The sequence below is a fragment of the Streptomyces sp. NPDC006385 genome (genome assembly GCF_040612485.1).
In the GTDB taxonomy this organism is placed as follows: domain Bacteria; phylum Actinomycetota; class Actinomycetes; order Streptomycetales; family Streptomycetaceae; genus Streptomyces.
Window position 1 is genome coordinate 1 of the sequence record NZ_JBEXQG010000012.1, and the last position, 25372, is coordinate 25372.

Here is a 25372-nt window from a genome sequence, read left to right on the forward strand (position 1 = left end):
GCTCCCGACGGCGACGGCCACACGTACGGCTTCCCTGACGACCTCTCCAGGGGGAACGATCCGGGTAACGCCCCTACAGACCACGCCCCGGACGCGCCTGCGCGTCGTCGCACGGACGACTGGTGCGAGGGGAGGACCAGAAGGTGAGGCGTGCCCTGATCCCGGCGGTGGCGGCGGCCGCGGTGCTGATGAGCGGCTGCGGTGAGGACGTGCCCGGCTGCGGCTGGGAGAACCGGCCGAAGACCTTCCCGGTCGAGGGCGAGAAGCGGCCCGTGAAGATCCGGCCCAGCGAGAGGCATCCCGGGCTGGGCGGGCGCGAGGCGACGGCCGCCCTGCCCCCGCGTCCCGACCGGGACGCCGGCCCCACCGCGCAGGTGTTGTACGACCTGCAGCAGAAGACGCTCAACATGGTGGGCGAGTTGGGCCGGATCGAGCCGGGCCGGTGCGAGGGCGGCGAGCTCGTTCTGGACGTGGGGGACACCACGCGCTGCACGGTGCTCTACGAGGACGTCGAGGTGCCTTGGCAGGTGGAGATCACCAACGCGCTGCCACAGGGCCTGGGCAGGCCCTACGCCATCGACTACCAGTACACCGCGCGGCCGTTGAAGGGAGTGGTACTCGCCCAGGAGGTCTATGACTGGTTCGCCTGGGAAGCGGGGAAGAACGGGCCGGACAGCCTGTCGGCTCCGGAGGATCCGCGGTGCGACAGACTCCCGGAGATCTTCACCGCCGAGCCCGGCCGGGACACCGGCTACTACTGCCAGAGCCTCAGTTGGTCGTGCAGCAACGGTGACTACGACTTCGAGTGGAGCGACGTGCCGATACGCGTCGACGAGGAGGGAGAGGTGAGGATCGGCGGGAGTTCATAGGCGGCCGGGCTGGGTCCCCGCCCGCTCCCGTGACCGTCTGCCCAGCAGTTCCGCCAGCCCTCTGCGTGTCGCCGCCAGCACCACGCGGTCCCCCTTCTGCAGGACGTACGTGTCGGGCAGGTCCCACACCCACTCCGACGCGCCGCCCGCTCGGGTGTTCTCGTAGGCATCCTCCGCCGCCGGTTCCTCTCGGCGGTCGTCGCGGTGGTCGTCCCGGCCGGTCCGGTCCAGGGCCAGGACCCGCCAGGCGCCGGGCCGGAACGCCTCGCCGACGGTCTTGTCCTCCAGTTGCGGATGGCCGGCCACGTCCACCGCCGCGAACAGCAGCACGCGCCGCTCGACGGGGATCGCCCCCAGGATCTGGCGGCCCATCATCGCCCCGGCGAACGCGGGCGCGGCCAGATGGGTCACGCTGCGGCTGCGGGTCAGGGCGTGGGGGTGCGCGGCGCGCAGGGTGCGGTAGACGGCGGTGGCGAAGTCGTCGTCGTACAGGCGCAGCACCACGCGCAGGCCGGGGCGGATGGAGCGGGCGTACAGGGCGGCCTCGAGGTTCGTGGTGTCGACGCTGGTCACCGCGAGGAGCGCGTGCGCCCGGTGGATCTTGGCGGCCTCCAGGACGCCCTCCTGGGTGACGTCCCCGAGCACCACCGGCACCCGCAGCCGCCGCGCCGTCGCCATCCCGCGTGCCTCGGGGTCGGCCTCGACGCACACCACGGGGATGTGCAGTTCCCGCAGCCGGGTCAGCACCCGGGTGCCGATCTTGCCGAGGCCGAGCAGGACCACATGGCCACCCAGCCCGCGCGGGGGTTTGCGCAGCGCGGACGCCGAACGGAAGGTGCCCAGTGCCTCCAGTACCGCCGCCAGCAGCACCGGGAGCAGCAGCAGGCCGATCAGCCCGGACAGGAGTTGGAGGACCTGACGGGCCGTGGACTGGTGGAGCGCGGGTTCGTTGATGGCGAAGAGGTCGAGGAGGGTCATGTACGTGGCGTACAAGGGGTGTTCGCCGGTCACGATCGTCAGCGCCACGGCCAGCGCCGCCACACACCCCACCAGTCCCGCCAGTGACCACCTCAACCGCCGCGAGAACAGCGAGGCGAACGACGGCACGGCGCCGCGTCCGGACGGCAGCGAGACTCCCGCGTACGACACCTGCTCCAGGACGACCGTTCCACGGCCCCTCGCCCCCCGCACGGTCTCCGCGTCCGGCAGCAGGAGCGGCCCCTGCTCGCCGCTGCTCTCCGAACCGTCCGCCCCGGCCGGGTCGTTGCTGGTCGCGGACAGCAACGCCAGCGTGGCCAGTCCGGCGGCGGGGGTCTGCCCCGGGCGCGGCGGCGGGCGCTCGACCGCGCGCAGCAGCAGGCCGTCCGTCTGTACGACCTTGGTGGTGCCGACGACAGCGGTCGCGGCCAGCGCGGGGGCGGCCGTGTCGGCGTCGGACAGCACGGTCGTGGAAGCGTCCACACCGGCGTCTCCCGCGCCCGTCGCCAATGTGGCCGCCTGGTCGAGGAGTTCCTCGATGTGCTGGCCCAGCCGCCGGTTGTACAGGCGCAGGACGAGCCGGAGGCGGGGGTTGAGGCGGCGGGCGGTGAGGGCGGCGCGGATGTTGGTCTCGTCGTCGTCATAGACGAGGGCGAGCGCGGCGGCCCGTTCCACGCCCGCGTCGGCGAGCGCGGTCTCGGTGGCCTCGGCGGCCTCCACCACCCGGACGCTTCCGGCGGGTTCGCCGCCGCCGGCTTGGCCGTTCGCGCGGTTGACGGCAGCGGTCACCACCCCGAGCAGCGCCGCCGACGCGGCCCGGGCGCGGCCCACGACCGGCGGCCGTACCGTGCGCTCGGAGGGCGGCACGAGGAGCGTGACCTGTTCGCCGTACACCCCGCGCAACTCGGCGGCCAGCCGGTGCGCCAGCCCGTCGTCGCCGCACACCACCATGTGCGCGGCGGCGTCACCGCCCAAGCCCTGATTCGGAACGCTCCCCACGAGGGGAAAGACTGCCTCAAGGTGACGGGTGGTTCCACAAGCGTCCCCTGAAGCACCTGAACGCCCGCGCCCCTCCGGCCGTACCGGAGGGGAGGGAAACCATCGCCCTTCCGCACCACCGGAGGTACCTCGCCCGTGGCGATCACCAAGACCGTCCCGCAGCGGACCGACGCCCGCGGGGAACCGGCGGGGCCGCAGGAGGAGGGCCGGCACCTCAACTCGGCCCTCCTGCTCACCATGCTCATGCTCGTGCTGGTGCTCCTCCAGAGCCCCATCCGCCGTGCGCTCTCCGCACCGGTCATGCAGAGCTGGACGACGGTCTTCGTGGCGGTGATGGTCCAGGCGCTGCCGTTCCTGGTGCTCGGCGTGCTGCTCTCGGCGGCGATCGCGGTGTTCGTGCCGCCGTCCTTCTTCGCCCGCGCCCTGCCCCGCCGCCCCGCCCTCGCCGTCCCGGTCGCCGGAGCGGCCGGCGCGGTGCTGCCCGGCTGCGAGTGCGCGTCGGTGCCGGTGGCCGGGGCACTGGTCCGGCGGGGGGTGACCCCGGCGGCGGCGCTGGCGTTCCTGCTCTCCGCCCCCGCGATCAACCCGATCGTGCTGACGGCGACCGCCGTCGCGTTCCCGGGCAACCCCGAGATGGTCCTCGCCCGCCTGGTCGCCAGCCTCCTCGTGGCGTGCGCGATGGGCTGGCTGTGGCTGCGCCTCGGCCGGACCGACTGGCTGCGCCCGCCGTCCCGTACGTCCTACGACGGCCAGAGCAAGGGCGAGACCTTCTGGGGTTCGGTACGGCACGACGTGATGCACGCGGGCGGCTTCCTGGTCGTCGGCGCGATGGCGGCGGCGACGCTCAAGGCGGTGGCGCCGGACAGCTGGCTGCGCGCGGCGGCCGACAACCCGGTGCTGGCGGTCCTCGCCCTCGCGATCCTCGCCGTGGTGCTGTCGATCTGCTCGGAGGCGGACGCGTTCGTGGCGGCGTCGCTGTCGCAGTTCTCGCTCACGGCCCGCCTCACCTTCCTCGTCGTGGGCCCGATGATCGACCTGAAGCTGTTCGCGATGCAGGCGGGCACCTTCGGCCGCGCCTTCGCCCTGCGTTTCGCGCCGGCCACCTTCGCGGTGGCCTTGGTGGTGTCGGTGCTGACCGGGCTGGTGATCCTGTGAACCGCCAGGCCCAAGCCGCCGTCCTGTTCCTGCTGGGCGCGTCCCTGCTGCACGCCGCCACCACCGACCTGTACCTGCGGTACGTCAAGCAGGGCCTGCGCCCGCTGGTGCTGCTCTCCGGCGCGGTACTGATCGCGGCGGCGGTGGCGACGGTCTGGTACGAGCGGAAGCGCGCGCGACGTCAGAAGCAGGCCGACCATCAGGACGGCCACGCCCACGCCCACGCCCACGCCCACACCCACCCCGAACCCCGCGTCTCCTGGCTCCTCGTCCTCCCCCTCTTCGCCCTGATCCTGGTCGCCCCGCCCGCCCTCGGCTCCTACAGCGCGACCCGCACCGGTACGGCCCTCCAGGAACCCCTCGCCTACCCGGCGCTCCCCGCCGCCGACCCCCTGCCCCTCAGTGTGGTCGACTACGCCGGCCGCGCCGTCTACGACCACGGCCGCACCCTGCGGGGCCGCCGGGTCCAGCTCACCGGCTTCCTCGCCCTGGACCGCGACGGCACCCCCTACCTCGCCCGCATGGCCCTCAACTGCTGCGCCGCCGACGCCCAGCCGGTCAAGGTCGCCCTCACCGGCCAGGTCCCTCCGGTCCTCCAGCCGGACACCTGGCTCCGGGTCACCGGCACCTACACCCCGCGCCGCGCGAAGGACCCGGTCAACGGCGGCCCGATCCCGTTCGTCGAGGTCATGGAGGCGAAGCCGGTGGCCGCGCCGAAGGACCCGTACGACGAGAGCGGGAACAGCTGAGTTCCGGACGTCACCCCCGGTGAGCCCTGGCGGGACTCCGGCCGGAGCACTACCCTGGCACTGAATCTGACGGGTCGTCAGATATGGGTCGGATGGAGGTAGGCGTGGCCAGTACCGAGAGCGGCACGAAGGACCTGCCCAAGGTCATCAGCGTGGACGATCACGTGATCGAGCCCGCGCACCTCTTCGAGACCTGGCTCCCGGCCAAGTACCGGGACCGGGGCCCGAAGCCCCTCACCGCGGGGATCGGCGAACTCGCGTACGTCGGCGGCAAGTACCGGTTCACCACGGACCCGGACGGCCAGCTCACCGACTGGTGGGAGTACGAGGGCGACCTCTTCCCGTACAAGCGCATCATCGCGGCCGTCGGCTTCTCCCGCGACGAGATGACGCTCGACGGCATCACCCGCGAGCAGATGCGGCGCGGCTGCTGGGACCCGAAGGCCCGGCTGGCGGACATGGACATCAACCATGTCGAGGCCTCGCTCTGCTTCCCCACCTTCCCGCGCTTCTGCGGCCAGACCTTCGCCGAGGCCAAGGACAAGGAGGTCGGGCTGGCCTGTGTGCGCGCCTACAACGACTGGATGGTCGAGGAGTGGTGCGGCGACAGCGGCGGCCGGCTGATCCCGCTGTGCCTGATCCCGCTGTGGGACATCGACCTCGCGGTCGCGGAGATCCACCGGAACGCGGCGCGCGGGGTGCGCGCGGTGACGTTCAGCGAGATCCCGACGTACCTGGGTCTGCCCTCCATCCACTGCGGCTACTGGGACCCGTTCTTCGCGGCCTGCGAGGAGACGGGCACGGTGGTCAACATGCACATCGGGTCCTCGTCCCAGATGCCGGCCGCGTCCCCCGACGCCCCGCCCGCCGTGCAGGCGTCGCTGAGCTTCAACAACGCCATGGCGTCGATGATGGACTTCCTCTTCTCCGGGGTGCTGGTGAAGTTCCCCCGGCTCAAACTCGCCTACAGCGAGGGCCAGATGGGCTGGATCCCGTACGCCCTGGAACGCGCGGACGACGTCTGGGAGGAGCACCGCGCCTGGGGCGGCGTGAAGGACCTGATCCCGGAGCCGCCGTCGACGTACTACTACCGCCAGATCTTCTGCTGCTTCTTCCGTGACAAGCACGGCATCGAGGCCATCGAGACGGTCGGCGTCGACAACGCGACCTTCGAGACGGACTATCCGCACGTCGACTCCACCTGGCCGGAGACGAAGCGGGTGGCCGAGGAGCATGTCGGCGGGCTCTCCGACGAGGTGGCCTACAAGCTGCTGCGCGGAAACGCGATCCGGATGCTCGACCTCCCCTTCGACCAAGGGGATTGAGGAGGAGCGGAAGAGGATTGAGGGGGCTCACCGGCTGGGCAGTCCAGTGATGACGTCCAAGACGGTCCACGACGGTCCATGACCGTCCACGACGGTCCATGACCGTCCACGACGGTCCATGACCGTCCACGACGGTCCATGACCGTCCATGACCGTCCACGGCCGTCCATGATGGTCGATGACGGTCCAGACGGGTGTGCCTGCGACGGGAGCGCGGATGAAGGTCTCCATCGATCCGAACCTCTGTTACGGCTCCGCCGAGTGCGTCCACCGCGCCCCGTCGGTCTTCGCGTTCGTGGACGAGTACGGCGTCGTGCGACCGGGACGGGAGGACAGCGGCGACGACCCTCAGGTGCGGGAGGCCGCCGAGAAGTGCCCGTCCCAGGCCATCTCCCTCACCGGGTAGCGGGCGGATACGCCCACCCGAACGAGCCCAACGCCCGCGCCCTGGCCTCCACCACGGCCATCCGCGCCGCCCGCTCGGCGGGGTCGACATGCGCCGCCTGCCCCGTGGCCTGCCCGTCCCACTTGCGGTACAGCAGGCCCACCTCGGCCGAGAACCAGCCCCGGCTCACGGAGTTCAGCGCCAGCAGCAGGCCCGTGTCCTCCGAGGCCGGGAGCGCCATCCAGCCGCCGAGGCCGAGCAGCAGGTCCCGGCGTACGCACAGGGTCGCGGGGTGGACCTGGGCGCGGAAGTCGTTCGCCTTCCAGAAGTCGAGCACGGCGCCGCGCTCGATCGGCCCCTCGTCGGGGTCGCCGGGGAAGCCGGCCGTCGAGCCGTCCGGCAGCAGGTCCAGGACCCGGGAGGTCGTCCAGCCGATGGCGCGGTCCGCTTCGAGGACGGCCACGTCACGGGCCAGCGTCCCCGGGGTGAGCTGGTCGTCGGCGTCCAGGATCTTCACGTACTCGCCCTCGGCGTGCGCGAGCGCGATGGTGCGCGCCACGCCGGGTCCCCCGGGCCGGCCCTGCCGGAAGGTCACGCGGGCGTCGTCGGGGACGTAGGGCCGGACCTCGTCCGTCCGCCCGTCCTCCTGGATCACCCAGTGCCACTCCCACCCGGCCGGCACCTCCTGTTCCGCCAGCGACTTGTGGGCCTGGGGCAGGAACTCCGCCGAAGGGCCGTGGACAGCGGTGACGACGATGACGCGCCGGGACACGGCGGCGCTCACCACCTTTCCAGACGCGTGGTGAAGACGAGTTCCGTACGGTCACCGGGCAGCGTGGCCTCGGAGACGTCCACGACGCGGTCCTCGGTGTCGTACGACGTCTTGCGCAGCAGGAGCACCGACGTCCCCGGCGGCAGCTCCAGGTCCCGCGCCTCCTCGGGCGTCGGCGGCCGCGCGGTGACCCGCTCCTCGATCCGGTCCACCTCGATGCCGACCGTGCGGAGCTGGTTCTGGGTGCCGCCCGGCCAGGGTTCCTTGGAGTCGTCCAGGAGATCGGGGTTCGCGGCGATCATGTCGCGGACCAGGTAGGACGTGACGAGGCTGAAGGGGGCGGTCTCGGTCGAGCACCGCGTCCGGTAGGTGCGCTCCAGGAGCGGGGTGCCCTCCGGGACGCCGAAGGCGGCCGCGAGCTCCGGGGGTGCGGTGATCTCGCGGTACCGCGCGTGGAAGACGAGGTCCCGCGGCTCCAGGCCGGTCTCGTGCTCCGTCACCCCGGTCGCGGCCCGGACGGCGAGCGGGCGGCAGGACCGGTCCTTCTCCCACTGGTGCCGGTGGTTGTCGCGCAGGATCGGGGTGCGGGGACGCCCCGGGTCGTCCGCGGTCCCTTCGCACGCCTCTCGCACGGGATCAGCGTACGACTGCCGCGGACGACCTGTGCCGCGGACATGCGCCCGGCAGGACATGCGCCCGGCAGGACATGCGGCGGCAAGACATGCGAAGGCCCGATCGCTGGCGACGGGGGATGCACCAGCGATCGGGCTGTGTCCACAGTAACAAGGCTGCCTGCCTGGCGGGAGCCGCCTGATCGGCTGCGGGGAGGGGTTGTGATCGGGATCACGGAAACCGCTGTCCGCTGGACCCGCGTCATGCCACTTGCGTCCGCCTCCCGTCACTGTGCGCTCCGAGTCACCGCCCACACGGCGGCTCGTACGACAGCCGAGGCAGGTACTCGTCCCACTTCTCCCTGGTCAGCACGCCGCGCGTGGTCGAGCAGACGCGGCGGATCGCGTGGTCGACGTCCAGGTCCCACAGCCGGACGGTGTCGGTGCCGCTGGAGACGCCCAGCATGTGGCTCGCGGGGCTGAACAGCAGGAAGTTGCCCGTCGTGGCGTTGGGGCTCATCGCCTGGCCGATGGGGGAGGCCCCGGCGGGGCGGGTGACGTTCCACAGCCGGACCGTGTTGTCGTTGCCTCCGCTGGCCAGGGTGCGGCCGCTCTCGCTGAACGTCAGCGACACGACCGCCTCGGTGTGCCCGGTGAGGGGCGAGCCCAGCGAGGCCGCCCGGCGGGGGTCGCCCACGTCCCAGAGCCGTACGGTGTCGTCGTCACTGCCGCTCGCGAGGGTGCGGCCGTCCGGGCTGTGGCCGAGCGCGTTGACGGGCCCGGTGTGACCGCGGAGCGGCGCGCCGGACAGGGCGGGCCGGCGCGGGTCGGTCACGTCCCACAGCCGGATGGTGCTGTCCGCGCTGCCGCTGGCCAGCGTGCGGCCGTCCGGGCTGAAGACCAGGGAGTTGATGTAGCCGGCGTGCCCCGTGACCGGCGGGCCGAGCGGAACGACGTGGGAGGGCTCGTCGACGTCCCACAGCCTGAAGGTGCGGTCGTCGTAGGCGGTGGCCAGCGTGCGCCCGTCCGGGCTGAACGCCAGTGCCTCCGGGCCCATGAACCGGGTGCGCAGGGTGAGGGGCGGCCCGAGGGAGGCCGGCCGGGCCGGGTCGCGCACATCCCACAGATACACCGCGCGACTGCCGGTCAGCACCGCGAGGGTGCGGCCGTCGGGGGAGAACACCAGGGACCGCTGGCCGCCGTCGCCGGGCATGAAGGGCTCGTTCAGCAGCACGGGCCGGGCCGGTTTCGTCACGTTCCACAGGCGTACGCTCCCGTCGCGCGCGGCGGTGGCGAGCACCTGCCCGTCCGGGCGGAACGCCCCGCTGCGGCCGATCATGTCCGAGGTGGGGATCGACCACAGGCGGACCTTGCTGTCGCCGCTGCCGGTGGCGAGCGTACGGCCGTCGGGGCTGAACCCGAGCGCGTACATCTCCCCGCTGGCACCCGCGAGGGGCTCGCCGACCTGCGAGGGATACGCCGGGTCGCTGACGTTCCACAGGCTCGCGGTGCTGTCCGCGCTGGCGGCGGCGAGCGTCTCGCCGTCCGGGCTGAAGGCCACCGACCAGATGGGGCCGGTGTGCCCCGTGAGCGGGGGGCCGAGCTGGCTGCCGTGCCGCGGGTCGGCGACGTCCCACAGCCGGATGGTGTCGTCCGAGCTGCCGCTGGCGAGGATGCGGCCGTCCGGACTGAAGGCGACGGAGTGCACCAGGGCGGTGTGCCCGCTCAGCGTGTCGAGCGCCTTCGGCCGGTCCGGTTCGGCCAGGTCCCACAGCCGGATCGTGTCGTCGTCGCCCCCGGCCGCGAGGGTGCGGCCGTCCGGGCTGAACGCCACGGACCGCACGGCCGCCTCGGCACCGGTCAGCGTGGCGAGCGCCTTCGGCCGCTTCGGATGGGCCACGTCCCACAGGCGTACGGTGCGGTCCTCGCTGACCGAGGCCAGCGTGCGCCCGTCCGGGCTGAAGGCGACCAGGTAGATCGTCCCCTTGTGCCCGGTCAGGGGCTTGCCCAGGGCTCTGGGCCGCGCCGGGTCGGCGACGTCCCACAGCCGGACCGTGCCGTCGTCCGAGGCGCTGGCGAGGGTGCGGCCGTCCGGGCTGAAGACCGCGCTGCTCACCCAGCTCCGGTGCCCGGTCAGGGGCTTGCCGAGGGCTCTGGGCCGCGCCGGGTCGGCGACGTCCCACAGGCGTACGGTCCGGTCGTAGCTGGCGGTGGCCAGGAGCCGTCCGTTCGGGCTGAACGTGGTGAGGTAGACGGCGCCGGTGTGGCCGCGCAGGGGCGTGGCCAGCGGCGCGTTCACGATCGAGATCAGCCGGCTGGTGGTGTCCTCGTCGTCCGGGCGCAGCCGGTGTGCCACCAGGTCGAGCTGGGCGGACAGCGACGGGTCCGTGTACTGGAAGCGGTCGGCCTCGGCGAGCACCTGCGCGAACACGGCGTCGTCCCGCTGCTGCCAGGCGACCACCGCCGCGCCCACGGCCAGCACCGCCAGCGCGACCAGTGCCGCCACCGCGCTCCGCATGATCCAGACCGTGCGCCTGCGCAGCCGGACCGACGCGGCGAGGAACTCCATCGCGCTGCGGGTCAGAAAGGTGTCACCGGCGGAGCGCGCCCAGGTGGCGGCCTGCTCCAGCCGGGAGCCCCGGTACAGCAGCGACGAGTCCCGCGCGGACCCCTCCCAGGCCCGGCCGTCCTCCTCCAGCCGCTGGCGCAGCAGATTGCCCTGCCGGTCCTCGTCGATCCAGCCCCGCAGCCGTGGCCAGGCGTGCAGCAGCGCCTCGTGCGTGATCTCCACGGTCTCGGCGTCCAGGGTCACCAGCCGGGCCTGTACGAGCGCCTCGAGCGACTCCTCCGTCTTGGCGGGGTCCGCCGACTCCTGCGCCAGTTGGCGCCGCGTCCCCCGCCTGCGCGTCGCCTGCGTGTCCTCGCCCAGCCGGACCAGCCTGAGCAGCAGCAGCCGCGCGGCCGTGCGCGCCGCCGGATCGAGGCCGGACCAGGCGCGCTCGGCGGTCGCCGCCACGGCCCCCTGGATGCCGCCGGCCGCCCGGTACCCGGCCAGCGTCAGCCGCCCCGCCTTCCGCCGCTGCCAGGTGGCGAGCAGCGCGTGCGACAGCAGCGGCAACGCCCCCGCGTCATGCGTCCCGCGCGACCCGTCGGCACTGACCTCCCGCACGATCAGCTCCGCCAGCCCCGGCTCCAGCTCCAGCCCCACGGCCTTGGCCGGGCCGGTCACGGCCTCCCGCAGCTCCGACGCCGTGAGCGGCCCGAGCACCATGTGCCGGTGCTGGAGCGCGTCGGCCAGCTCCGGGTGACCCAGGCACCGCTCGTAGAAGTCGGCACGGATGCCGAGGACGACGAGGACGGGGGCCGGGGCGCCGGGTTCGGCGGGGGTGCAGGCGGCGTGCAGGAGCTGGATGAAGGTACGGCGGACGGCCTCGTCGGGGCAGAGGGTGAAGGTCTCCTCGAACTGATCGACGATCAGCACGGGAGGTCCGGGGCTGGAGGAGGCGCCTTCGCGCCGGGCCCAGGCGAGAACGGCGTCCCGCGTGGCCTGCACGAAGTCCGCACCGCGCACCCGGGCGCCGGTCGCCTCCGCGCCCTGCGGCCCATCCGGGTGACCCGGGCGATCCGGGCGACCCGGGTCACCCGCCCGGGACGACTCTCCCGACTCCTCTCCCTGCGGCTCTTTCAAGGAGGAGACGACATCGGCCAGCTCCGGAACCCGCCGGACCAGTTCGTCGAGCGGATCGCCGCCCGGAACGAGGTGCACGACCGGGCTCGCCCGTCCGCTCTCGCCGCCCAGGGCGCCGTCCCGCAGCGCGGGCACCAGACCGGCGTTCAACAGGGAGGACTTCCCCGCCCCCGAGGCGCCGACCAGCATGACCAGCCCGCCGGTCCTCTCCACCGCACGGAGTTGGGCGACCAGGACGTCCGTACTGCGCTCCCGGCCGAAGAACCACCGGGCGTCCTGCTGCCGGTACGAGGCCAGCCCTCGATACGGACACACCCCGCCCGCGACCGCGGGCACCTCGACCGGAGCCTGCTCCTCCTCTTCCCCGGAGGTCGCCCGCTCCCACAGGCGCTGCCACTGGCCCAGGTCGTACAGCCCGGCGGACACCGGCGTGGGACGGACGCGCCGCGCCTGGGGAATCAGGACGTGCAGTACGGCGGACAGGGCGGCGAACTGAGCGGGCACGTTCTTGGCCCGGCGCCAGTCACTGATCCGCTGAGCGGACACCCGAACGGCCCGCCCCCGCTCGTCGACCCGCTGAAGCCTGACGACCGCCTCGGCCACGCTCTTGAGGGGTGGGTTGCCGGCCTCCTTGTAGAGCAGCGCGAGCCGTTCCGCGAAGGCCGTGCGTGCCGCCGAGTCGGAACTCAAGCCTCCACTCCCTTACTTCCGCCGCACCGGACATCCGGACCGGAAAACTCACTTTATACGGCTGACCTGCGGTGAAGGCGTCGTCCGGAGACCGGAACCTCCTCGTCGGCACGCTCGGCTGGCAGGATCACGACGCAAGTGCACAGCCTTCGCGCGTCGCCCGGGCAGGCCACCGGCCCGGAGCTCGGAGAGACCACTCATGGCGCCGCATGTTCTCGGACACTTTCCGTCGGATCTCCGCCCATCCGATCTCCGCCTGCGGGAGTCACGGGTCCCGGATCGACACCGCCCCCGCCGTCCGGCACCGGTCCCCACGAGGGGAGGGACCGGTGCCGGACGACGCGGTCCGCGTCAAGCCGCCATGCCCGTCCATCCGGTTCAGGGACGTATCTGCTCGATGAGACGGAGATTGCAGGCAGCGTGACCCTTGCCGTTCTTCGGCAGCACCCAGTAGGAGCCGTCGCTGTCACGTCCCACCACCGTGGAGATGCCCTTCAGCGCGTCAGGGGTGTGGCTGCGGGCCACCTTGTGCAACTCGACGAGCGCCTCCTCCCGGGTCTTCTTCCCGTTCACCGGCCGGACGACCTTGACCTGTCGATGCGCTGCCGACCCATCGGCAGCGACCGTCTCCTCTGCGATGATCAACCACGTAGTCATCAATCAGCCTCCTTGTGACGGGCGTCGGCGACTCGCTCACGGCGAGCGGCGAACTGCATCGGTGCTCGACCCACCGCCGATTCGGCCGTGCGGGTCGGTGACGGTGGCGATTCCAGGCCGACGGCCTACCGGGCCGGCGGCTCGTACTGGTCTGCGAGGCCCATGCCACTCACCAGTTCCCGCATCAGCAGCTCGAACATGGGCTCCTGGTCGGAGAAAAGCGGGGCGAAGTGCCCGAAGACCTCCAGCGCGATCTGGCCGTAGAGCGACCGCCAGCAGCTCAGCATCACCACCATCGCGCCGGGAGGGAGGTCCACGCCGGTGTCCGCTCGGTAGTCCAGCATCTGCTGCCGCAGGCGCGGATCCATCTCCTCCTCGGCGAGGACCGGGAAGCCGCGCTCCGTCCACAGCCGCACGAAGATCGGACCCCAGACGGCGGCGAGCCGCCGCACCCAGGCACTGGTGAGCTCTCCGTGAGCGTCACCTGCGGCTGCGGATGGTGTGCCGAAAAGCAGGTTGAACTCGGGTTGGTGCGTGATGGCCCAGCTTCGGAGCGCGCGGACCGGTTCGATCATCCGCATCGCGAAGTTGTCTTCGGGGTGTGAATCGGCCGCGGACCGAAGGGTTCGCACCAGGTCGTCGACGATGTCCTCGGCGACCTGGTACACGATGTGCGGGAGCCCACCCTCGAAGTGGTGATACAGGGCGGCAGGGGTCACGCCGACGCGCCGAGCGATCTCGGCCAGGGTGAGGGCATCAACCCCCTGGCGGGTGATGATCTGACGGGCAGCGGACCGCACTTCTGCGGACATCTGCGCCCGCAGCCGTTCACGCCGCCCCGGCGCCGCCATCTGGTTGGCCCTCCCTACACCTTGAGCTCAGGGAGCACGCTACGCCATCGCAACGGCGGGAAGCCCGCATGGCCGCCGCACCTGGAGATCCGTCAGCGGTGGACGGTCACTGCCCGCCGGTATCGGGTGGGAACAGCGATTCCTGGCCGCACTTGGGGTCCTGTGATCCGAGATTGTTCCAATGGAGCTCCGGACATTCGTCAGGGTGGAATGCAGCGAAGCGGAACCGATGCGTCCAGCGCCATCTGTCGCCGAAACGCTCCATGTATCTGTAGGACGGCTCCGCGGCGCCCGGCCACACCCCGACGACCTCTGCCCAGTCTCCCCGCACAGTCACCTCCTGCAGACTGCCCGAGGCAGCATCGTTCAATGTGGAGGACTCCGAGCCGGCGAAGAGTTCACCCACGGCCTGAGCACACGTGTCCGGGACGGTGTCTTCCAGCTTCTTGCGGTAGTCCACGGTCATGAGAGCGCACACGGTTTCCCCGTCCCCCTCCCGCACCGCCTCGGACGTGGCGGCCCAAGTGTCACGCACACCCGCTTCTCCCGGCTGTGCTCCGACCTCGGCGACGGAGCCTGCCCCGTCGCCCTGCGTAGCCCAGTAGACGCTCCCGCCCGTTCCGGTCAGCAGCAGGACCGCGAGCCCGATCCACCAGCTCCCACCCTTCTTGGTCGTGTTGTTGATGTCCCGGCCCGCGACCGTGCCCCGGTTGTCCCGACCGATGGATGGGCCGGTGACCGGGTTCGTGATGTCACGGCCGGCCAGCATCGCCCCGTCACCCGCGGTGAACACGGTGGCGGGAGGATGAGCAGGAGGAGGCGGCACCGACCGCTTCCGATCAGGTCGTGCGTCGAAGTCGGGTTTTCCTGTCACGAGTTGGTGGTGTCCTCTCCAGCGGTCACATCCCGCAGGCCGGCACCGGAGAGGACGGAGCCGTCTCCCGCGGCCATGTGCACATGCTCACCAGCGTCGACCTGCGACGAGCCCTCACGAGGGACGCGGGCGCGTGACCTCTCGATGCTTCCTTGAGCGAGGAGCGAGCCGCGGCCGGCGCGCATGGTGATCACCGGGGGCGGGCTGCTCGGAGTCCTCAGAAGGATCACCAGCGGCACCACGGCCGCGATGATGCCCGCAATCGCTCCGCACACACTCGCCACCTGATCGGCCTGGTTCAGATCCCCGAGGCATGCCCAGGCGATGAGCCCCAGGGCAACCAGCGTTCCCAGGCACACCAGACCCCCACACAGAACGCTTCTCCACATGTCGTCTCCCCGTGCCCGCAACCAACGATCCCTAAAGGGCCTTTAGAAAGTAGTGCACCTTTAAGATCCTTCTCCAGCTGTGTGCCTCGGAGAGACGTGAGTATTTGGTGCCGGTCGCAGTAAATGCCGGATTCACTGCGGCAGCGCCGTTAGCGTCCTTCCGGCGCGCTGCTCCAGTGGCGGGTGTGAGATTCGACCACGCGTGATCACGGCAGTGCGGAGCGAGGCGTACGCGTGTACTGCTTTACCGTCGTGGAGCCGGGGGGATCGGCGAGGTGGGGATCGAACGGGCGGCCACGCCGGACGCCGAGGGCGCGTCACGAGCGTCCCGCACCCGGGTCCTACCGCTGTCCACCCCGCCGCTGTCGTACGCGGAGGCTGTCGAGCGGTACCTCACCGGGGCGGGCATCGCTAAGTCCTCCGCCCGGATCTACCGCATCTCGCTCACCACGTGGGGGTGGATGCTGCGCGGCGAGCGAGCCCCGACCGGACCGGCCCGCCGCGGCGCGAAGCCGGAAGCGTTCGACCTCGCGGCCATCGACGACCCGGGCCTGCCATCGGTGCTCGCCGAACTCGCGGCGGCGCGGGCGGACGAGATGGACGCCGACACCGTCAACCGTGAGCTGTCCATCGCGCGCAAGGCGGTGGGCTGGTGGCGGGCCCAGGGGTGGATCGAGGCCGATCCCACGATCGGGATCGAGCGCCGCCCCGCACCCCAGGACCGTACGAAGGCGCTGTCCAAGCCCCAGATCACCGCCCTGTGGGCGCTGGAGACGTCCGTACGGGAGAAGACCTTCTGGAAGCTCCTCTACGAAAGCGCCGCACGGGCCGAGGACGTTCTGTGCCTGAACGTCGAGGAGCTGTTCCCCGCCGACAAACGCGGCCGTGTCGTCTCCAGGGGCGGCGCGGTGCAGTGGATTCACTGGCGGTCCGGCACTGCCCGGCTCCTGCCGCGGCTCATCGCCGGCCGCACCCGCGGCCCGCTCTTCCTCACCGACCGCAAAGCCCCCGCCCGCACCCCGACCCCCGACATCTGCCCGACCACTGGCCGCGCACGGTTGTCCTACCGCCGGGCGGAAGAGATCTTCGAGCAGGGCACCCGGCTGCTGGCCAACCCCCTCGCGGGCCCCGACGACTTCGACGCTCTGGAGGGGTGGACCCTCCACCGGATCCGCCACAGCGCCCTGGCCCACGACGCCGAAGACGGCACCTCGCGCCCGTACCCAGCCACAACGCTGGTCGCATCGTCGGAGCAGGGCGAGATTCACGGATCCGGCTTGACCCTCACGTTGCGTGAGGCCCGAAGGTGGGGTGCATGAGCGACTACTACAACGCGTTCGAGATGAGCCCCGTGCCCGCTGCCGGCCCGGATGCGGTTCCGCCGGAGCCGTTCCGGGGCATCTACGCCATGCCCGCGTTCGCGACGATCCCCACGAGCGATCTGGCGGCGTCGGTGGACTTCTGGACTCGTGGGCTCGGGTTCGTCGAACTGTTCAGCATCCCCGGCAGCGTGGTGCATCTGCGCCGGTGGGCGTTCCAGGACGTACTCCTCGTCCCGGCGGCGGGCGACCCGGAGCAGGCACCAGCGATGAGCCTCAGTTTCGCGTGCGTGCTCGGCCAGGTCGATTCCGTTGTCGAGGCATGTCGTGCGTTGCGCCCGAACTCGGTCGACGGTCCACGGGACACCCCCTGGAACACCCGAGATGTGACGGTGATCACCCCCGAGAACGCGCGGATCGTCATGACTGCGGCAAAACCCTTCGACCCGGAAAGCGAGGAGGCGCGCTACCTTGCAGCCGTCGGGATCACCCCACCGGCCGTCGGCGGCGACAATGAGGAGCATGCCTGATGCCACCGACACCGACGGCCTGACCGTCGGTCAGGTCTCGACGCGTCTCGGCGTGACGGTCCGCGCGCTGCACCACTGGGACGAGATCGGTCTGGCGCGACCGTCGCTGCGCACGGCTGCCGGATACCGGCTCTACACCGCTGGTGACCTGGAACGCCTGCACCGCATCGTCGTCTACCGCGAGATCGGTCTCGGCCTGGACAGGATTCGGGCCATCCTGGACGACTCGACCGCGGACGTGCCCGGCGCCCTGCGCGCGCAGCGCACCCAGGTCGCCGAACGGATCGACCGCCTCCAGCAGCTCAGCGCCGGACTGGACCGGATGATCGACGCCCACGAGCGCGGCCTGCTGCTGACCGCCGAGCAGCAGGCCGCGATCTTCGGGCCCCAGTGGAACCCGGACTGGCCCGCCGAGGCTTGTCAGCGCTACGGAGACACGACGCAATGGCGGCAGTACGCCGAAGCTTCGGCCTCTCGCGGTCCGGAGGAATGGCAGGCCATCGCCGACGCCGTTGCCGACCTCGACCGCGCCCTCGGGGATGCGATGGACGCCGGCGTCACACCGGGCAGCCCGGAAGCGAATCAACTCGTCGAGCGGCACCGCGAGGTTTTTGCCGCGTACTTCCCCCTCACCAGGCAGATGCAGGTCTGTCTCGGCCGCATGTATGAGGCAGACCCGGGATTCGCCGCCCACTACGACGGCATCCGCGCCGGCCTCGCCACGTGGTTCCGCCAGATCATCGACGCCGGCGCACGCGCCCACGGCATCGACCCCGACACGGCGAGCTGGGAGTAGAGGGCGGGTCCGGAATCCGACACCCCCGGGAGCCCTGCTGTCCGGCCGCGACGACGAGTTCGTCGCCGTGATCCTCGGGCTCACGGGCATGCGGCGTGTGGAACATCAGCCGTACGAGCTGGACTCGGGCGAGCTGATCCGCTGCCCGCCCAAGGACGACAGCTACCGCACCATCGACGCGACGGACTTGATTGGACATTCATTTGAGGCCGGGGAACACGACTTCCGTAGCGCTACTGTTCATCACCGACGCCGTCCTCGGCGGTCTGCCCCCGCACATCGCCCAGGTCATCGCCGGGCACCAGGACATCAACGTCACCCTCGGCTACAAGGCGGTCTTTCCCGACGAGGCCGTCCAAGCCCATCTGGCCTTCCTGGCCCGTCGACGAGCCATGCGGCCAACCGATGAATACCGCGTCCCGACCGACGAGGAGTGGACCGAATTCCTGGGCCACTTCGAGCGGCGCAAGGTCTCCGTCGGCACCTGCGGCCGCTCGTTCAGCATGTTCTTGCGAGGAACCCCGGCCCCTTTAGGGGCTCGGGAGGAATCGCATCCTGAGCTGGGCGGCGCGGAGCGCCGCCGCATCGCTCCGTAAATCTCCCGCAACGGCGCCGCGCTCAGTCCGGGCGCTTCTGGTTCTCGATGTATTCCTTGACCACGGCCAGTGGGGCGCCCTCGCAAGAGGCGGCGAAGTACGAGGGGGACCAGAAGCGCTCACCCCACAGGTACTTCTTGATGTGGTCGGGGAACTCTTTGCGTAGGTAGTGCGCGGAGACGCCTTTGAGGGAGCCGACCAAGGCGGACAGTTTGACCTGCGGTGGGTAGTGCACGAGCAGGTGGACGTGGTCGGTCTCGCCGTTGAACTCCCGCAGTTCGACGTTGGCCTTGGCGCACACCTCGCTCATGATCTCTTCGCACCTGGTGAGGATCGCGTCGGTGAAGACCTTCCGCCGGTACTTGGGAGTGAAGACCAGATGCGCGTGAAGGGTGTAGACGACGCTGCGGCCCCTGCGGATGGGGATTTGGTTCCCAGCGTGGTGACATAGACACGACGCTACGATGCGTATGTGAAGATCACCGTGCAGGTCAAGCTCACGCCGGATGCCATGCAGGCGCCGGCTGTTGAGCACACTCTGCACGCGGCGAACGAGGCCGCGAACTGGGTCTCAGCCGTCTCCTTCGAGCGCTTCGGGCTGAAGGGGGCAGTGCGGGAGTTGCGAAAGCTGTGCTACAGCGAGTTGAAGGACCGAGGTTTCGGCGCGCAGGCCGCGCAGCACATCATCAAGCGGGTCGCCGACTCGTACACGACGCTGCGGGCGAACATCCGGGCCGGGAACCTCGGACCGGAGGGCTCCAAGCGGCGCCGTAAGGCGGAGTCCAAGCCGATCACCTTCCGTCCCGACGCGGCACACACATATGACGACCGGTGCCTGTCGTGGAACTACGACGCCCAGACCGTGAGCATCTGGACCCTCGCGGGCCGGATCAAGAACGTCCGCTTCGCCTGCTCAGCCGATGCGCTCAAGCAGCTCACCGAGCGCCGCAAGGGCGAGTCCGACCTGATCCAGCGTGACGGGAAGCTGTTCCTGGTCGCCACAATCGACCTCCCCGAGCCAGACCTGTACGAGCCGAAGGGCTTCATCGGGGTGGACCGGGGCATCAACAACCTTGCCACCACCAGTGACGGGGACAATCACACCGGCCGCCGTCTGGGCCGCTACCGACGCTGGCAGGCCCGCAAGAAAGCCGAACTCCAGGCCAGGCAGACCCGGAGCGCGAAGCAGCTTCTCAAGAAGCGTGCCCGCCGCGAGGTCCGGCACGCCACCCAAATCAACCACAAGATCTCCAAGACTGTCGTTGCTGTCGCCCAACGCACCGAACGCGGTATCGCCCTGGAAGAACTGGGCGGTATCCGTGAGCGGGTTACGGTTCCCCGCGACCAGCGAGCACGCCAGTCCTCCTGGCCGTTCCACCAGCTCGGCGCGTTCATCGCCTACAAGGCCAAGCGCGCCGGCGTCCCGTTCATCGAGGTGGACCCGGCCTACACCTCGCAGCACTGTCCGCGCTGCGGCAACACCGAGCGCGCCAACCGCCCGACTCGGGACCACTTCCACTGTCGTCAGTGCGGGCTCGCTGGCCCGGCTGATCACGTCGCCGGGGTCAACATCGCGCAGCGAGGGGCCACGGCGTGGGTATTCGCCAACATGCCCGATCCGGTCCCCGCATAGCGCGGGGACCGGTAGATGTGACCCGTGACCGTCCTGTCGTAGGGGGCAGTCGGGAGCATAAGCAAAGCCCTCACAGGGACTCAGCCTCCAAGCTCGGTCCCTTTAGGGGCCGAGTAGTTGACTACCCCCTGCATCCACGAGCACGCCTGCGTCCGCTGCCCGATGCTCTGGCCCGACCCCGCCCGACGCGACCGATTGGTCGAGATCCGCGACAACCTGATCGCCCGCATCGCCGAGGCCGAGCGCGAAGGCTGGTTCGGCGAGGTTGAAGGACCGCATGTCAGCCTCGCCGGCGCAGAGGACAAACTGGCTCAAATCAACAGGCGTCGCGACCATCGGACCGTTGTCGGTCTCGGCATCCCCACCCCGCAACCAGCCTCCACAGCCCTCCCGCCCCGGCCATGACTGCCCACCATAATCAGGAGGAGCAGGGAAGAAGTGAGCTGCAACAATCAGCATATGACCAGCCAGGAGATCCTCTTCGACTGCCGGCGCCACGCTGATCGTGGCGTGCTCGAAGTCGTCCCGTGCATCGACGGAACACTCCTTACCGACTTGGTCGACCAGTTCGAGATGAACGCTGGAATGCAACCAGCCGGAGACGCCTACGGAGGTCTTGTCCCGCAGTTCTTCCGATTCGGCCCGATGGAAGACCATTTCCATGGACGATTCACCGGAGCGATGGGGCCGAAGACGCCTGTGCTCGGCTGTGAATGCGGTGAGTGGGGATGCTGGCCGCTGATGGCCGACATCACAGTGACTCCTGACCACGTGACCTGGGACTCCTTCGAACAGCCCCACCGCAAGACACGCGACTACTCGGGGTTCGGCCCGTTTCGGTTCGACCGCCTTCAATACGCTGACGCCGTGAAGGTCCTGACTGCAGCACTGGGCTCTGACGAGACGTGAGCACATCTCATCGACTCATCACGGGAGGGGGAAGTCGTGTTTGACCACGTCATCGGGCTAAGCCCCGAGGACGCCGCACGCTGGACCGATCTGGTTGAGCAGTCCCGACCAGTCCTTGAGAGCGACGGAATGGAGGCTGTCCAGACCCTCCTGGCCGAGCGCGGTATGAGCGTCATCCAGGCGATCGCAATCACCCGGGCGCTACTTGGGAATGCCGAGACACCGCTTCGAGTCGCCATCGACATCGTGGCCACAAGCAAGGCCCGACAATAAGTTCAGAGAATACGGCATCGAGGCCGCCTACTGCCTGCCCGGCATCGAGGGCGCCCACGAGGAGGGCGGGGTCGAGGGGCAGATCGGCTGGTTCCGCCGCACTCACATGGTCCCGTCCCGGAAGTCGCCTCCCTCGCCGAGCTGAACGCGATGATCGAGCAGTGGGACGTGGAGGACGAGCAGCGCCGGATCGGCATCCGGCGGCGGCCGGTGAGCGAGTACTTCACCGTCGAACAGCCGCTACGGCAGCGGCTGTTCAGTCTGCGGATGGACCGCTTCAGCCAGATCAGCGTCCGCACCAACCGCTACTCAGTGCCGGTGCGACTGATCGGCCGGACGGTGCGAGCCATGCTGCACGCCTCCGAGCTCGTGGTCTACGACGGCCAGCAGGAAGTCGCCCGCCACGAACGGCTCGTCGCCAAAGGCCGAACATGTCGAGAACTGGACCACTACCTGGAAGCCATGGTCCGCAAGCCCGGCGCGTTTCCCGGAGCCACCGCCCTCGAACAGGCCCGCTCGGCAGGGAAGTTCACCCCCGTTCATGATGCCTGGTGGGAGGCTGCCCACGGTGAGCGGGAGGGCACCCGGGCCCTGATCGAGGTCCTGCTGCTGGGCCGACACGTCTCCCACGAACTCCTCGTCACCGGGCTCGCCTCCGCCTTACGGGGCCGACGACGCCGCGGCTCCGCTCGTCTCTGCAGAGCCGGAGGCGACCAACGTGAACTCGCTGACCGAACGGCGGCTGGCTACACACTCGCCACCACACTGGTCAACGAGCTCGTCGAAGCCGCCGACGAGAAGATCCTGACCAAGACCACCGCCCGCTACGGACGCGTCGATCTCCTCTGCACCGACGAACTCGGCTACATGGACCTGGACCGCAAGGGGGGCGGAACTGCTATTCCAGGTCCTGACCGAGCGGGAGGAGAAGAACAGCGTCGCCATCGCCTCCAACGAGTCGTTCGGCGGGTGGACGAAAACGTTCACCGATCCGCGGCTCTGCGCGGCCATCGTCGACCGGCTCACCTTCGGCGGGGACATCATTGAGACCGGCAGGGAGTCTTATCGGCTCGCCAGCACCAGGGCGGCGCGGGCGCAGGACGTTGTCGCCGGCTGATCCCGACCAACATCATTCGGCGGCCCGCCGTGACTTGGGCGGGACCACCGGCAGGTGAGTTGTGTGTCCTCCCCGCGCCCCCGACGGGACAGAGCCGAGGTTACTGCCCTGCCTGGGTACGCGATCGTGATCAATCGGTATGCAGTGCTCAGACCAGGGTGGAGATGCAGAACGGGTGGCCCGCGGGGTCCAGCAGGACGCGCCACCGGTCAGGGTCCGGCTGGAACTCGGGCACGACGGCCCCCAGGGCAAGCAGCCGGGCCTGCGCGGCATCCAAGTCATCGACGCCCACTTCGATGTGGGCCTGCTTTTCCTGGGCAGGGTCCGGCCAGGTGGGACGGCGGTAGTCGGCCAGCCGGTTGAATCCCAATCCGGCCGCGCCCTCCTGGCCGAGCAAGACGAAGTGGTCGGCGGCGAAGACGACGGGCAGTCCAAGGACCTCACTGTAGAAGCGGGCCAGTTCAGCGGGGTCCGGGCAGTCGAAGGAGACGGCCGAGTAACGGAACGTGGGCGCGGAAGAGTTCCCTGTGCTCATGGGGAGGACGCTACGACGGGACCAGGACAGATTCCGTCCTGGTCATGTGGAACACTCCAGAACGTGATCAGCGCCTCCGCCCGCCTGCTGCGGTTGGTCTCCTTGCTGGCCGCCCGGCCGTCGTGGACCTGCGGCGAACTGGCCGACCGGATGACGGTCACCGAGCGCACGGTGCGGCGGGACATCGCCAAGCTCCGAGAACTCGGCTACGCCATCGAGTCCGACCCCGGCCCATGGGGCGGTTACCGCCTGCATGCCGGTTCCCAGGTGCCGCCGCTGATCCTCGATGACGAAGAAGCACTCGCCGTGGCTGTCGGCTTGCGCGAGGCCGCGTTGAGCGGCGCTCTCGGCGGCGACCAGGCCGCACTCTCGGCGCTGCTGAAACTGCGGCAGGTTCTGCCAAAGCGGATCGCGGACCGGCTGAGCGAGATGGACGCCGCCTTCGTGCACACCCCCAGACCCGACGAGCCCCAGATCACCCCCGGCATGCTGCTGGAACTGGCCGCCGCATGCCGCCGGGGCGAGCGCGCCCGACTGTCCTACCGCGACTGGGAAGGAAGATCCACGGTCCGGGACGTCGACCCGTACCGCCTCGTCCACACCGGCCGCCGCTGGTACTTCGTCGCCCGGGACGTGACGCGCGGCCAATGGCGGACCTTCCGGGCCGACAGGGTAGACCGGCTGAAGCCAACTGGGCACCCAGTGGAACTCACCGACCCACCCGACCCTGCGCTGCTCGTCTCCCGCTCTGTCGCAACCGGCCCCTACCCGCTCTGCGCGACGGTCCGCCTCCCGATGTCCATGGACCAAGCCCTGCGGCTGATCCCGTCGACGGTCGGAACCCACCGTCCCGACGGCCCCGACGCCACGATCGTCGACATCGGCGGTCCCGACGCGGACGGGCTCGCCAGGTACCTCCTCAGCCTGGCCACACCCCTACGAGTCCTGTCACCGGAAGCTGTACGAAACGCCCTGCTGAGCCATATCCAGGAGATCTTCGAGGACAACGCAGGCAGTCACGGCAATGACGTTGCGCGCACGAGCGCCGAGCACCAATGACCAGAACAACGCGTCACCGATCAGAGAGATGCGGCCGGAGCCACCCCCAACCTGCAGGTGCTCACGAGAGGCGCGGCTCCATCGCTCCAGCGTTGCCAGTTCTCATCGACATTTCCGAACCAAGTGATCGCTGAGTGCTGCCAGAAGCCGTCGATAAGCCTTGCCCGCTCTCACCCACGAAACCATCCCGTCGAACTCGTCATCGAGGAAGTTCGTCGAGGAAGGCGTCGAGGAAGGCGTCGAGGAAGGCGTCGAGGGGGTCGGTCTGCTTCAGCAGTGCGGTCTCGTGGTCCAGGACGCGGCTGACGCGGCGGGCGGCCCAGAGGTCGCGGGCAATGACGAGCCCTTCCGCGAAGGGGATCTGGCTGTCGGCCCTGGTCGCCGACCACATCGCCCGTACGAAGCCAACACCTGCCCCTGCCACGGAAAACGGAATCAACCACCGAAGGGCCTTCCGCGGCCAGGGCACCGCCCGCACCGGTGGACACACCGGTGCCAAGCTCATGGACGTCGGCCGCCGCGCAGGCGTTTCCACCGGCACCGTGTCCAACGTGCTCTCGACGGAGAATGCCGCCTCGGCACCGCGATCGCCACCGTGGGTGCCGCGCTGCCGCACGCCATCGCCGAACTCGAAGGGGCCGACGGGCAGCGGCTGGTGTCCGGCGAATCAAACCACCGAAGGGGCTGCCCGGCGGCCGGCTCGTCCTTGCACTGGGGCGCGGTGGTCCGGGACGGGAACCCGTCTACGCCGGCAGTCGGCGCACCACGTCGTCGTCCGTCACCTCGTACACGTCGATGCGCAAGACCCTGCGGACATGCGCGGGAACGCGCTCGACGGCCTTCACGGACGAGGACGGCACAACCAGCGCGTACCGCGTGAGGGGTTCCTGGCTCGTCATCCGCCGCAGCAACTGCCCGTAGGCGATGTCGGCGTCGATTCCCTTCTCACTGGTGCGGCCCTTCGCTTCGCAGATCAGCCGCTCATCGCCACGTACGGCTTCGAGGTCGGTCCAACGGTCCGTGGGATCAACCGGTGTCCAGCCCTCGGCAAGAAGCCAGGTACGGAAGGCGTCCGTGACCCGGTCCTCGTCGCTGTGGCGTGCCAGGATCTTCTTCAGCGCAACCAGGTCCGCCTCCCGATTACGAAGCAGTCGTCCGCGACGGTCCGCGTCGAGGTCGGCCGGCCGGATCACTATCAGCCGCAGTCCGTGCGCGGGAATCTCCTTGTCGCGCCGGGCGTCGTACAGTGCCCGCTGCTCGCCCCGGTGGACACCGCTGACGGTGAGCATGTCGGGCTTGTCGAAGTGGGGCATGGGCTGGTCGTGCTGGAGTTCCCGGTACTCGACCACGAGTTGGTGGCCGGGCCAGTAGGCGTCGACCGGCAGTTTGGCACGTCGGCCGCCCGTGCCGGGGTCGCCCAGCAACCAGTCGAACTTGTGCTGGGTCAAGGCCGTCTCGCCGAGCACCTGATTGCACAACCTGACTACGTACGCCTCGTCACTGTCGTCCCTCGTTCCCATGAGCGCGCATCATGCCAGCCGCGTCGTCGCTCAAGTAGGCGTCGGCGTCGTACACCTCCACGACGGGGCGGGCCGGTGTGGCCTTGCAGCTGT

At 70.1% G+C, this 25372-nt stretch carries 26 protein-coding genes and 3 pseudogenes; 16 read left to right on the top strand and 13 right to left on the bottom strand.

Features of this window, described 5'->3' with window-relative positions:
• Window positions 1-143 precede the first annotated feature (143 nt).
• Window positions 144-869 (top strand): hypothetical protein, encoded by a 726-nt coding sequence (locus ABZ078_RS12075; RefSeq protein ID WP_356574256.1) that lies wholly within the window; start codon window positions 144-146, stop codon window positions 867-869.
• Here the strand turns inward: ABZ078_RS12075 and ABZ078_RS12080 are convergent.
• Window positions 864-2798, bottom strand: a complete 1935-nt coding sequence (locus ABZ078_RS12080; protein ID WP_356574517.1) for an NAD-binding protein — start codon at window positions 2796-2798, stop codon at window positions 864-866. The genes ABZ078_RS12075 and ABZ078_RS12080 overlap by 6 nt on opposite strands.
• Before the next feature lie 183 nt (window positions 2799-2981).
• Here ABZ078_RS12080 and ABZ078_RS12085 point away from each other — a divergent pair, with 183 nt between their 5' ends.
• From ABZ078_RS12085 to ABZ078_RS12100, 4 genes are all read left to right on the top strand, one after another.
• Window positions 2982-4001 carry a permease gene (locus tag ABZ078_RS12085; protein WP_356574258.1) on the top strand — a complete coding sequence of 340 codons (1020 nt, stop codon included), beginning with the start codon at window positions 2982-2984 and terminating at the stop codon, window positions 3999-4001.
• Complete coding sequence (locus ABZ078_RS12090; RefSeq protein WP_356574259.1) at window positions 3998-4750, top strand: TIGR03943 family protein; 753 nt, start codon at window positions 3998-4000, stop codon at window positions 4748-4750. The genes ABZ078_RS12085 and ABZ078_RS12090 overlap by 4 nt, the downstream gene beginning before the upstream one ends.
• A gap of 83 nt (window positions 4751-4833) precedes the next feature.
• Window positions 4834-6075: an amidohydrolase family protein gene (locus ABZ078_RS12095; protein WP_356574261.1), complete on the top strand. Its 1242-nt coding sequence runs from the start codon at window positions 4834-4836 to the stop codon at window positions 6073-6075.
• Window positions 6076-6292: 217 nt separating this feature from the next.
• Window positions 6293-6481 carry a ferredoxin gene (locus ABZ078_RS12100; RefSeq protein ID WP_356574263.1) on the top strand — a complete coding sequence of 63 codons (189 nt, stop codon included), beginning with the start codon at window positions 6293-6295 and terminating at the stop codon, window positions 6479-6481.
• Here the strand turns inward: ABZ078_RS12100 and ABZ078_RS12105 are convergent.
• The 7 genes from ABZ078_RS12105 to ABZ078_RS12135 form a co-directional block, all read right to left on the bottom strand.
• Entirely contained in the window at window positions 6471-7244 is a 774-nt protein-coding gene (locus ABZ078_RS12105; RefSeq protein ID WP_356574265.1) for a glycosyltransferase, read from the bottom strand. The genes ABZ078_RS12100 and ABZ078_RS12105 overlap by 11 nt on opposite strands.
• Entirely contained in the window at window positions 7241-7864 is a 624-nt protein-coding gene (locus ABZ078_RS12110; RefSeq protein WP_356574267.1) for a GntR family transcriptional regulator, read from the bottom strand. Before ABZ078_RS12110 ends, ABZ078_RS12105 begins: the two co-directional genes overlap by 4 nt.
• 283 nt (window positions 7865-8147) lie before the next feature.
• Window positions 8148-12221 (bottom strand): AAA family ATPase, encoded by a 4074-nt coding sequence (locus ABZ078_RS12115; RefSeq protein ID WP_356574269.1) that lies wholly within the window; start codon window positions 12219-12221, stop codon window positions 8148-8150.
• A 378-nt stretch (window positions 12222-12599) separates the two neighbouring features.
• Window positions 12600-12878 (bottom strand): hypothetical protein, encoded by a 279-nt coding sequence (locus ABZ078_RS12120; protein WP_356574271.1) that lies wholly within the window; start codon window positions 12876-12878, stop codon window positions 12600-12602.
• A 125-nt stretch (window positions 12879-13003) separates the two neighbouring features.
• Window positions 13004-13729, bottom strand: coding sequence for a TetR/AcrR family transcriptional regulator (locus ABZ078_RS12125; RefSeq protein ID WP_356574273.1), 726 nt, complete (start codon window positions 13727-13729; stop codon window positions 13004-13006).
• Window positions 13730-13835: 106 nt separating this feature from the next.
• Window positions 13836-14522 (bottom strand): hypothetical protein, encoded by a 687-nt coding sequence (locus tag ABZ078_RS12130; RefSeq protein ID WP_356574275.1) that lies wholly within the window; start codon window positions 14520-14522, stop codon window positions 13836-13838.
• Window positions 14523-14599: 77 nt separating this feature from the next.
• On the bottom strand, window positions 14600-14878 hold the full coding sequence (locus ABZ078_RS12135) for a hypothetical protein (protein ID WP_356574277.1): 279 nt from the start codon (window positions 14876-14878) through the stop codon (window positions 14600-14602).
• Between the two features lie 389 nt (window positions 14879-15267).
• Between ABZ078_RS12135 and ABZ078_RS12140 the strand changes: the two genes are divergently transcribed.
• From ABZ078_RS12140 to ABZ078_RS12160, 5 genes and pseudogenes are all read left to right on the top strand, one after another.
• A complete protein-coding gene (locus ABZ078_RS12140) occupies window positions 15268-16311 on the top strand; it encodes a site-specific recombinase (protein ID WP_356574279.1) in 1044 nt (347 codons plus the stop codon).
• Entirely contained in the window at window positions 16308-16841 is a 534-nt protein-coding gene (locus ABZ078_RS12145) for a VOC family protein (protein WP_356574281.1), read from the top strand. The genes ABZ078_RS12140 and ABZ078_RS12145 overlap by 4 nt, the downstream gene beginning before the upstream one ends.
• The gene (locus tag ABZ078_RS12150) at window positions 16834-17637 is read left to right on the top strand and encodes a MerR family transcriptional regulator (RefSeq protein ID WP_356574283.1); all 804 of its coding nucleotides are present in this window, start codon (window positions 16834-16836) and stop codon (window positions 17635-17637) included. Before ABZ078_RS12145 ends, ABZ078_RS12150 begins: the two co-directional genes overlap by 8 nt.
• Before the next feature lie 31 nt (window positions 17638-17668).
• Window positions 17669-17830 (top strand): annotated as a pseudogene (locus ABZ078_RS12155) (LacI family transcriptional regulator); the annotation flags it as partial.
• Window positions 17829-18233, top strand: a complete 405-nt coding sequence (locus ABZ078_RS12160; protein ID WP_356574533.1) for a hypothetical protein — start codon at window positions 17829-17831, stop codon at window positions 18231-18233. The pseudogene ABZ078_RS12155 and the gene ABZ078_RS12160, both read left to right, overlap by 2 nt.
• A 22-nt stretch (window positions 18234-18255) precedes the next feature.
• On the opposite strand, the gene tnpA is transcribed toward ABZ078_RS12160, so the two are convergent.
• Window positions 18256-18660, bottom strand: coding sequence for an IS200/IS605 family transposase (gene tnpA / locus ABZ078_RS12165; RefSeq protein WP_356574519.1), 405 nt, complete (start codon window positions 18658-18660; stop codon window positions 18256-18258).
• Window positions 18661-18705: 45 nt separating this feature from the next.
• Here tnpA and ABZ078_RS12170 point away from each other — a divergent pair, with 45 nt between their 5' ends.
• Window positions 18706-19866 carry a transposase gene (locus ABZ078_RS12170; RefSeq protein ID WP_356574284.1) on the top strand — a complete coding sequence of 387 codons (1161 nt, stop codon included), beginning with the start codon at window positions 18706-18708 and terminating at the stop codon, window positions 19864-19866.
• Window positions 19867-19968: 102 nt separating this feature from the next.
• On the opposite strand, the gene ABZ078_RS12175 is transcribed toward ABZ078_RS12170, so the two are convergent.
• Entirely contained in the window at window positions 19969-20529 is a 561-nt protein-coding gene (locus ABZ078_RS12175) for a hypothetical protein (RefSeq protein WP_356574286.1), read from the bottom strand.
• A gap of 78 nt (window positions 20530-20607) precedes the next feature.
• On the opposite strand from ABZ078_RS12175, the gene ABZ078_RS12180 reads away from it, so the two are divergent.
• From ABZ078_RS12180 to ABZ078_RS12190, 3 genes and pseudogenes are all read left to right on the top strand, one after another.
• Complete coding sequence (locus ABZ078_RS12180) at window positions 20608-20775, top strand: hypothetical protein (protein WP_356574288.1); 168 nt, start codon at window positions 20608-20610, stop codon at window positions 20773-20775.
• A 36-nt stretch (window positions 20776-20811) separates the two neighbouring features.
• Window positions 20812-21048, top strand: coding sequence for a hypothetical protein (locus ABZ078_RS12185; protein ID WP_356574290.1), 237 nt, complete (start codon window positions 20812-20814; stop codon window positions 21046-21048).
• A 747-nt stretch (window positions 21049-21795) separates the two neighbouring features.
• Window positions 21796-22165: pseudogene (locus ABZ078_RS12190) on the top strand (ATP-binding protein); the annotation flags it as partial.
• Between the two features lie 148 nt (window positions 22166-22313).
• On the opposite strand, the gene ABZ078_RS12195 reads toward ABZ078_RS12190, so the two are convergent.
• The gene (locus ABZ078_RS12195) at window positions 22314-22700 is read right to left on the bottom strand and encodes a VOC family protein (RefSeq protein WP_356574291.1); all 387 of its coding nucleotides are present in this window, start codon (window positions 22698-22700) and stop codon (window positions 22314-22316) included.
• Between the two features lie 63 nt (window positions 22701-22763).
• Here ABZ078_RS12195 and ABZ078_RS12200 point away from each other — a divergent pair, with 63 nt between their 5' ends.
• Complete coding sequence (locus tag ABZ078_RS12200) at window positions 22764-23759, top strand: YafY family protein (protein ID WP_356574293.1); 996 nt, start codon at window positions 22764-22766, stop codon at window positions 23757-23759.
• Window positions 23760-23958: 199 nt separating this feature from the next.
• Here ABZ078_RS12200 and ABZ078_RS12205 read toward each other — a convergent pair whose 3' ends face one another.
• Entirely contained in the window at window positions 23959-24183 is a 225-nt protein-coding gene (locus ABZ078_RS12205; protein WP_356574295.1) for a hypothetical protein, read from the bottom strand.
• On the opposite strand from ABZ078_RS12205, the pseudogene ABZ078_RS12210 reads away from it, so the two are divergent.
• A pseudogene (locus tag ABZ078_RS12210) lies at window positions 24122-24319 on the top strand (LacI family transcriptional regulator); the annotation flags it as partial. The gene ABZ078_RS12205 and the pseudogene ABZ078_RS12210 sit on opposite strands and share 62 nt — an antisense overlap.
• 183 nt (window positions 24320-24502) lie before the next feature.
• Here ABZ078_RS12210 and ABZ078_RS12215 read toward each other — a convergent pair.
• Window positions 24503-25279 carry a hypothetical protein gene (locus tag ABZ078_RS12215; RefSeq protein WP_356574297.1) on the bottom strand — a complete coding sequence of 259 codons (777 nt, stop codon included), beginning with the start codon at window positions 25277-25279 and terminating at the stop codon, window positions 24503-24505.
• Window positions 25280-25372: the final 93 nt, after the last annotated feature.

Excerpts from the sequence above, each read along its gene's own strand:
- ABZ078_RS12080 (WP_356574517.1), bottom strand. The coding sequence starts at position 2,798 with ATGGTGGTGTGCGGCGACGACGGGCTGGCGCACCGGCTGGCCGCCGAG.
- ABZ078_RS12095 (WP_356574261.1), top strand. The coding sequence starts at position 4,834 with ATGGGTCGGATGGAGGTAGGCGTGGCCAGTACCGAGAGCGGCACGAAG.
- ABZ078_RS12100 (WP_356574263.1), top strand. The coding sequence starts at position 6,293 with ATGAAGGTCTCCATCGATCCGAACCTCTGTTACGGCTCCGCCGAGTGC.
- ABZ078_RS12120 (WP_356574271.1), bottom strand. The coding sequence starts at position 12,878 with ATGACTACGTGGTTGATCATCGCAGAGGAGACGGTCGCTGCCGATGGG.
- ABZ078_RS12125 (WP_356574273.1), bottom strand. The coding sequence starts at position 13,729 with ATGGCGGCGCCGGGGCGGCGTGAACGGCTGCGGGCGCAGATGTCCGCA.
- ABZ078_RS12145 (WP_356574281.1), top strand. The coding sequence starts at position 16,308 with ATGAGCGACTACTACAACGCGTTCGAGATGAGCCCCGTGCCCGCTGCC.
- ABZ078_RS12150 (WP_356574283.1), top strand. The coding sequence starts at position 16,834 with ATGCCTGATGCCACCGACACCGACGGCCTGACCGTCGGTCAGGTCTCG.
- ABZ078_RS12175 (WP_356574286.1), bottom strand. The coding sequence starts at position 20,529 with ATGGAAATGGTCTTCCATCGGGCCGAATCGGAAGAACTGCGGGACAAG.
- ABZ078_RS12180 (WP_356574288.1), top strand. The coding sequence starts at position 20,608 with ATGGCCGACATCACAGTGACTCCTGACCACGTGACCTGGGACTCCTTC.
- ABZ078_RS12195 (WP_356574291.1), bottom strand. The coding sequence starts at position 22,700 with ATGAGCACAGGGAACTCTTCCGCGCCCACGTTCCGTTACTCGGCCGTC.
- ABZ078_RS12215 (WP_356574297.1), bottom strand. The coding sequence starts at position 25,279 with ATGGGAACGAGGGACGACAGTGACGAGGCGTACGTAGTCAGGTTGTGC.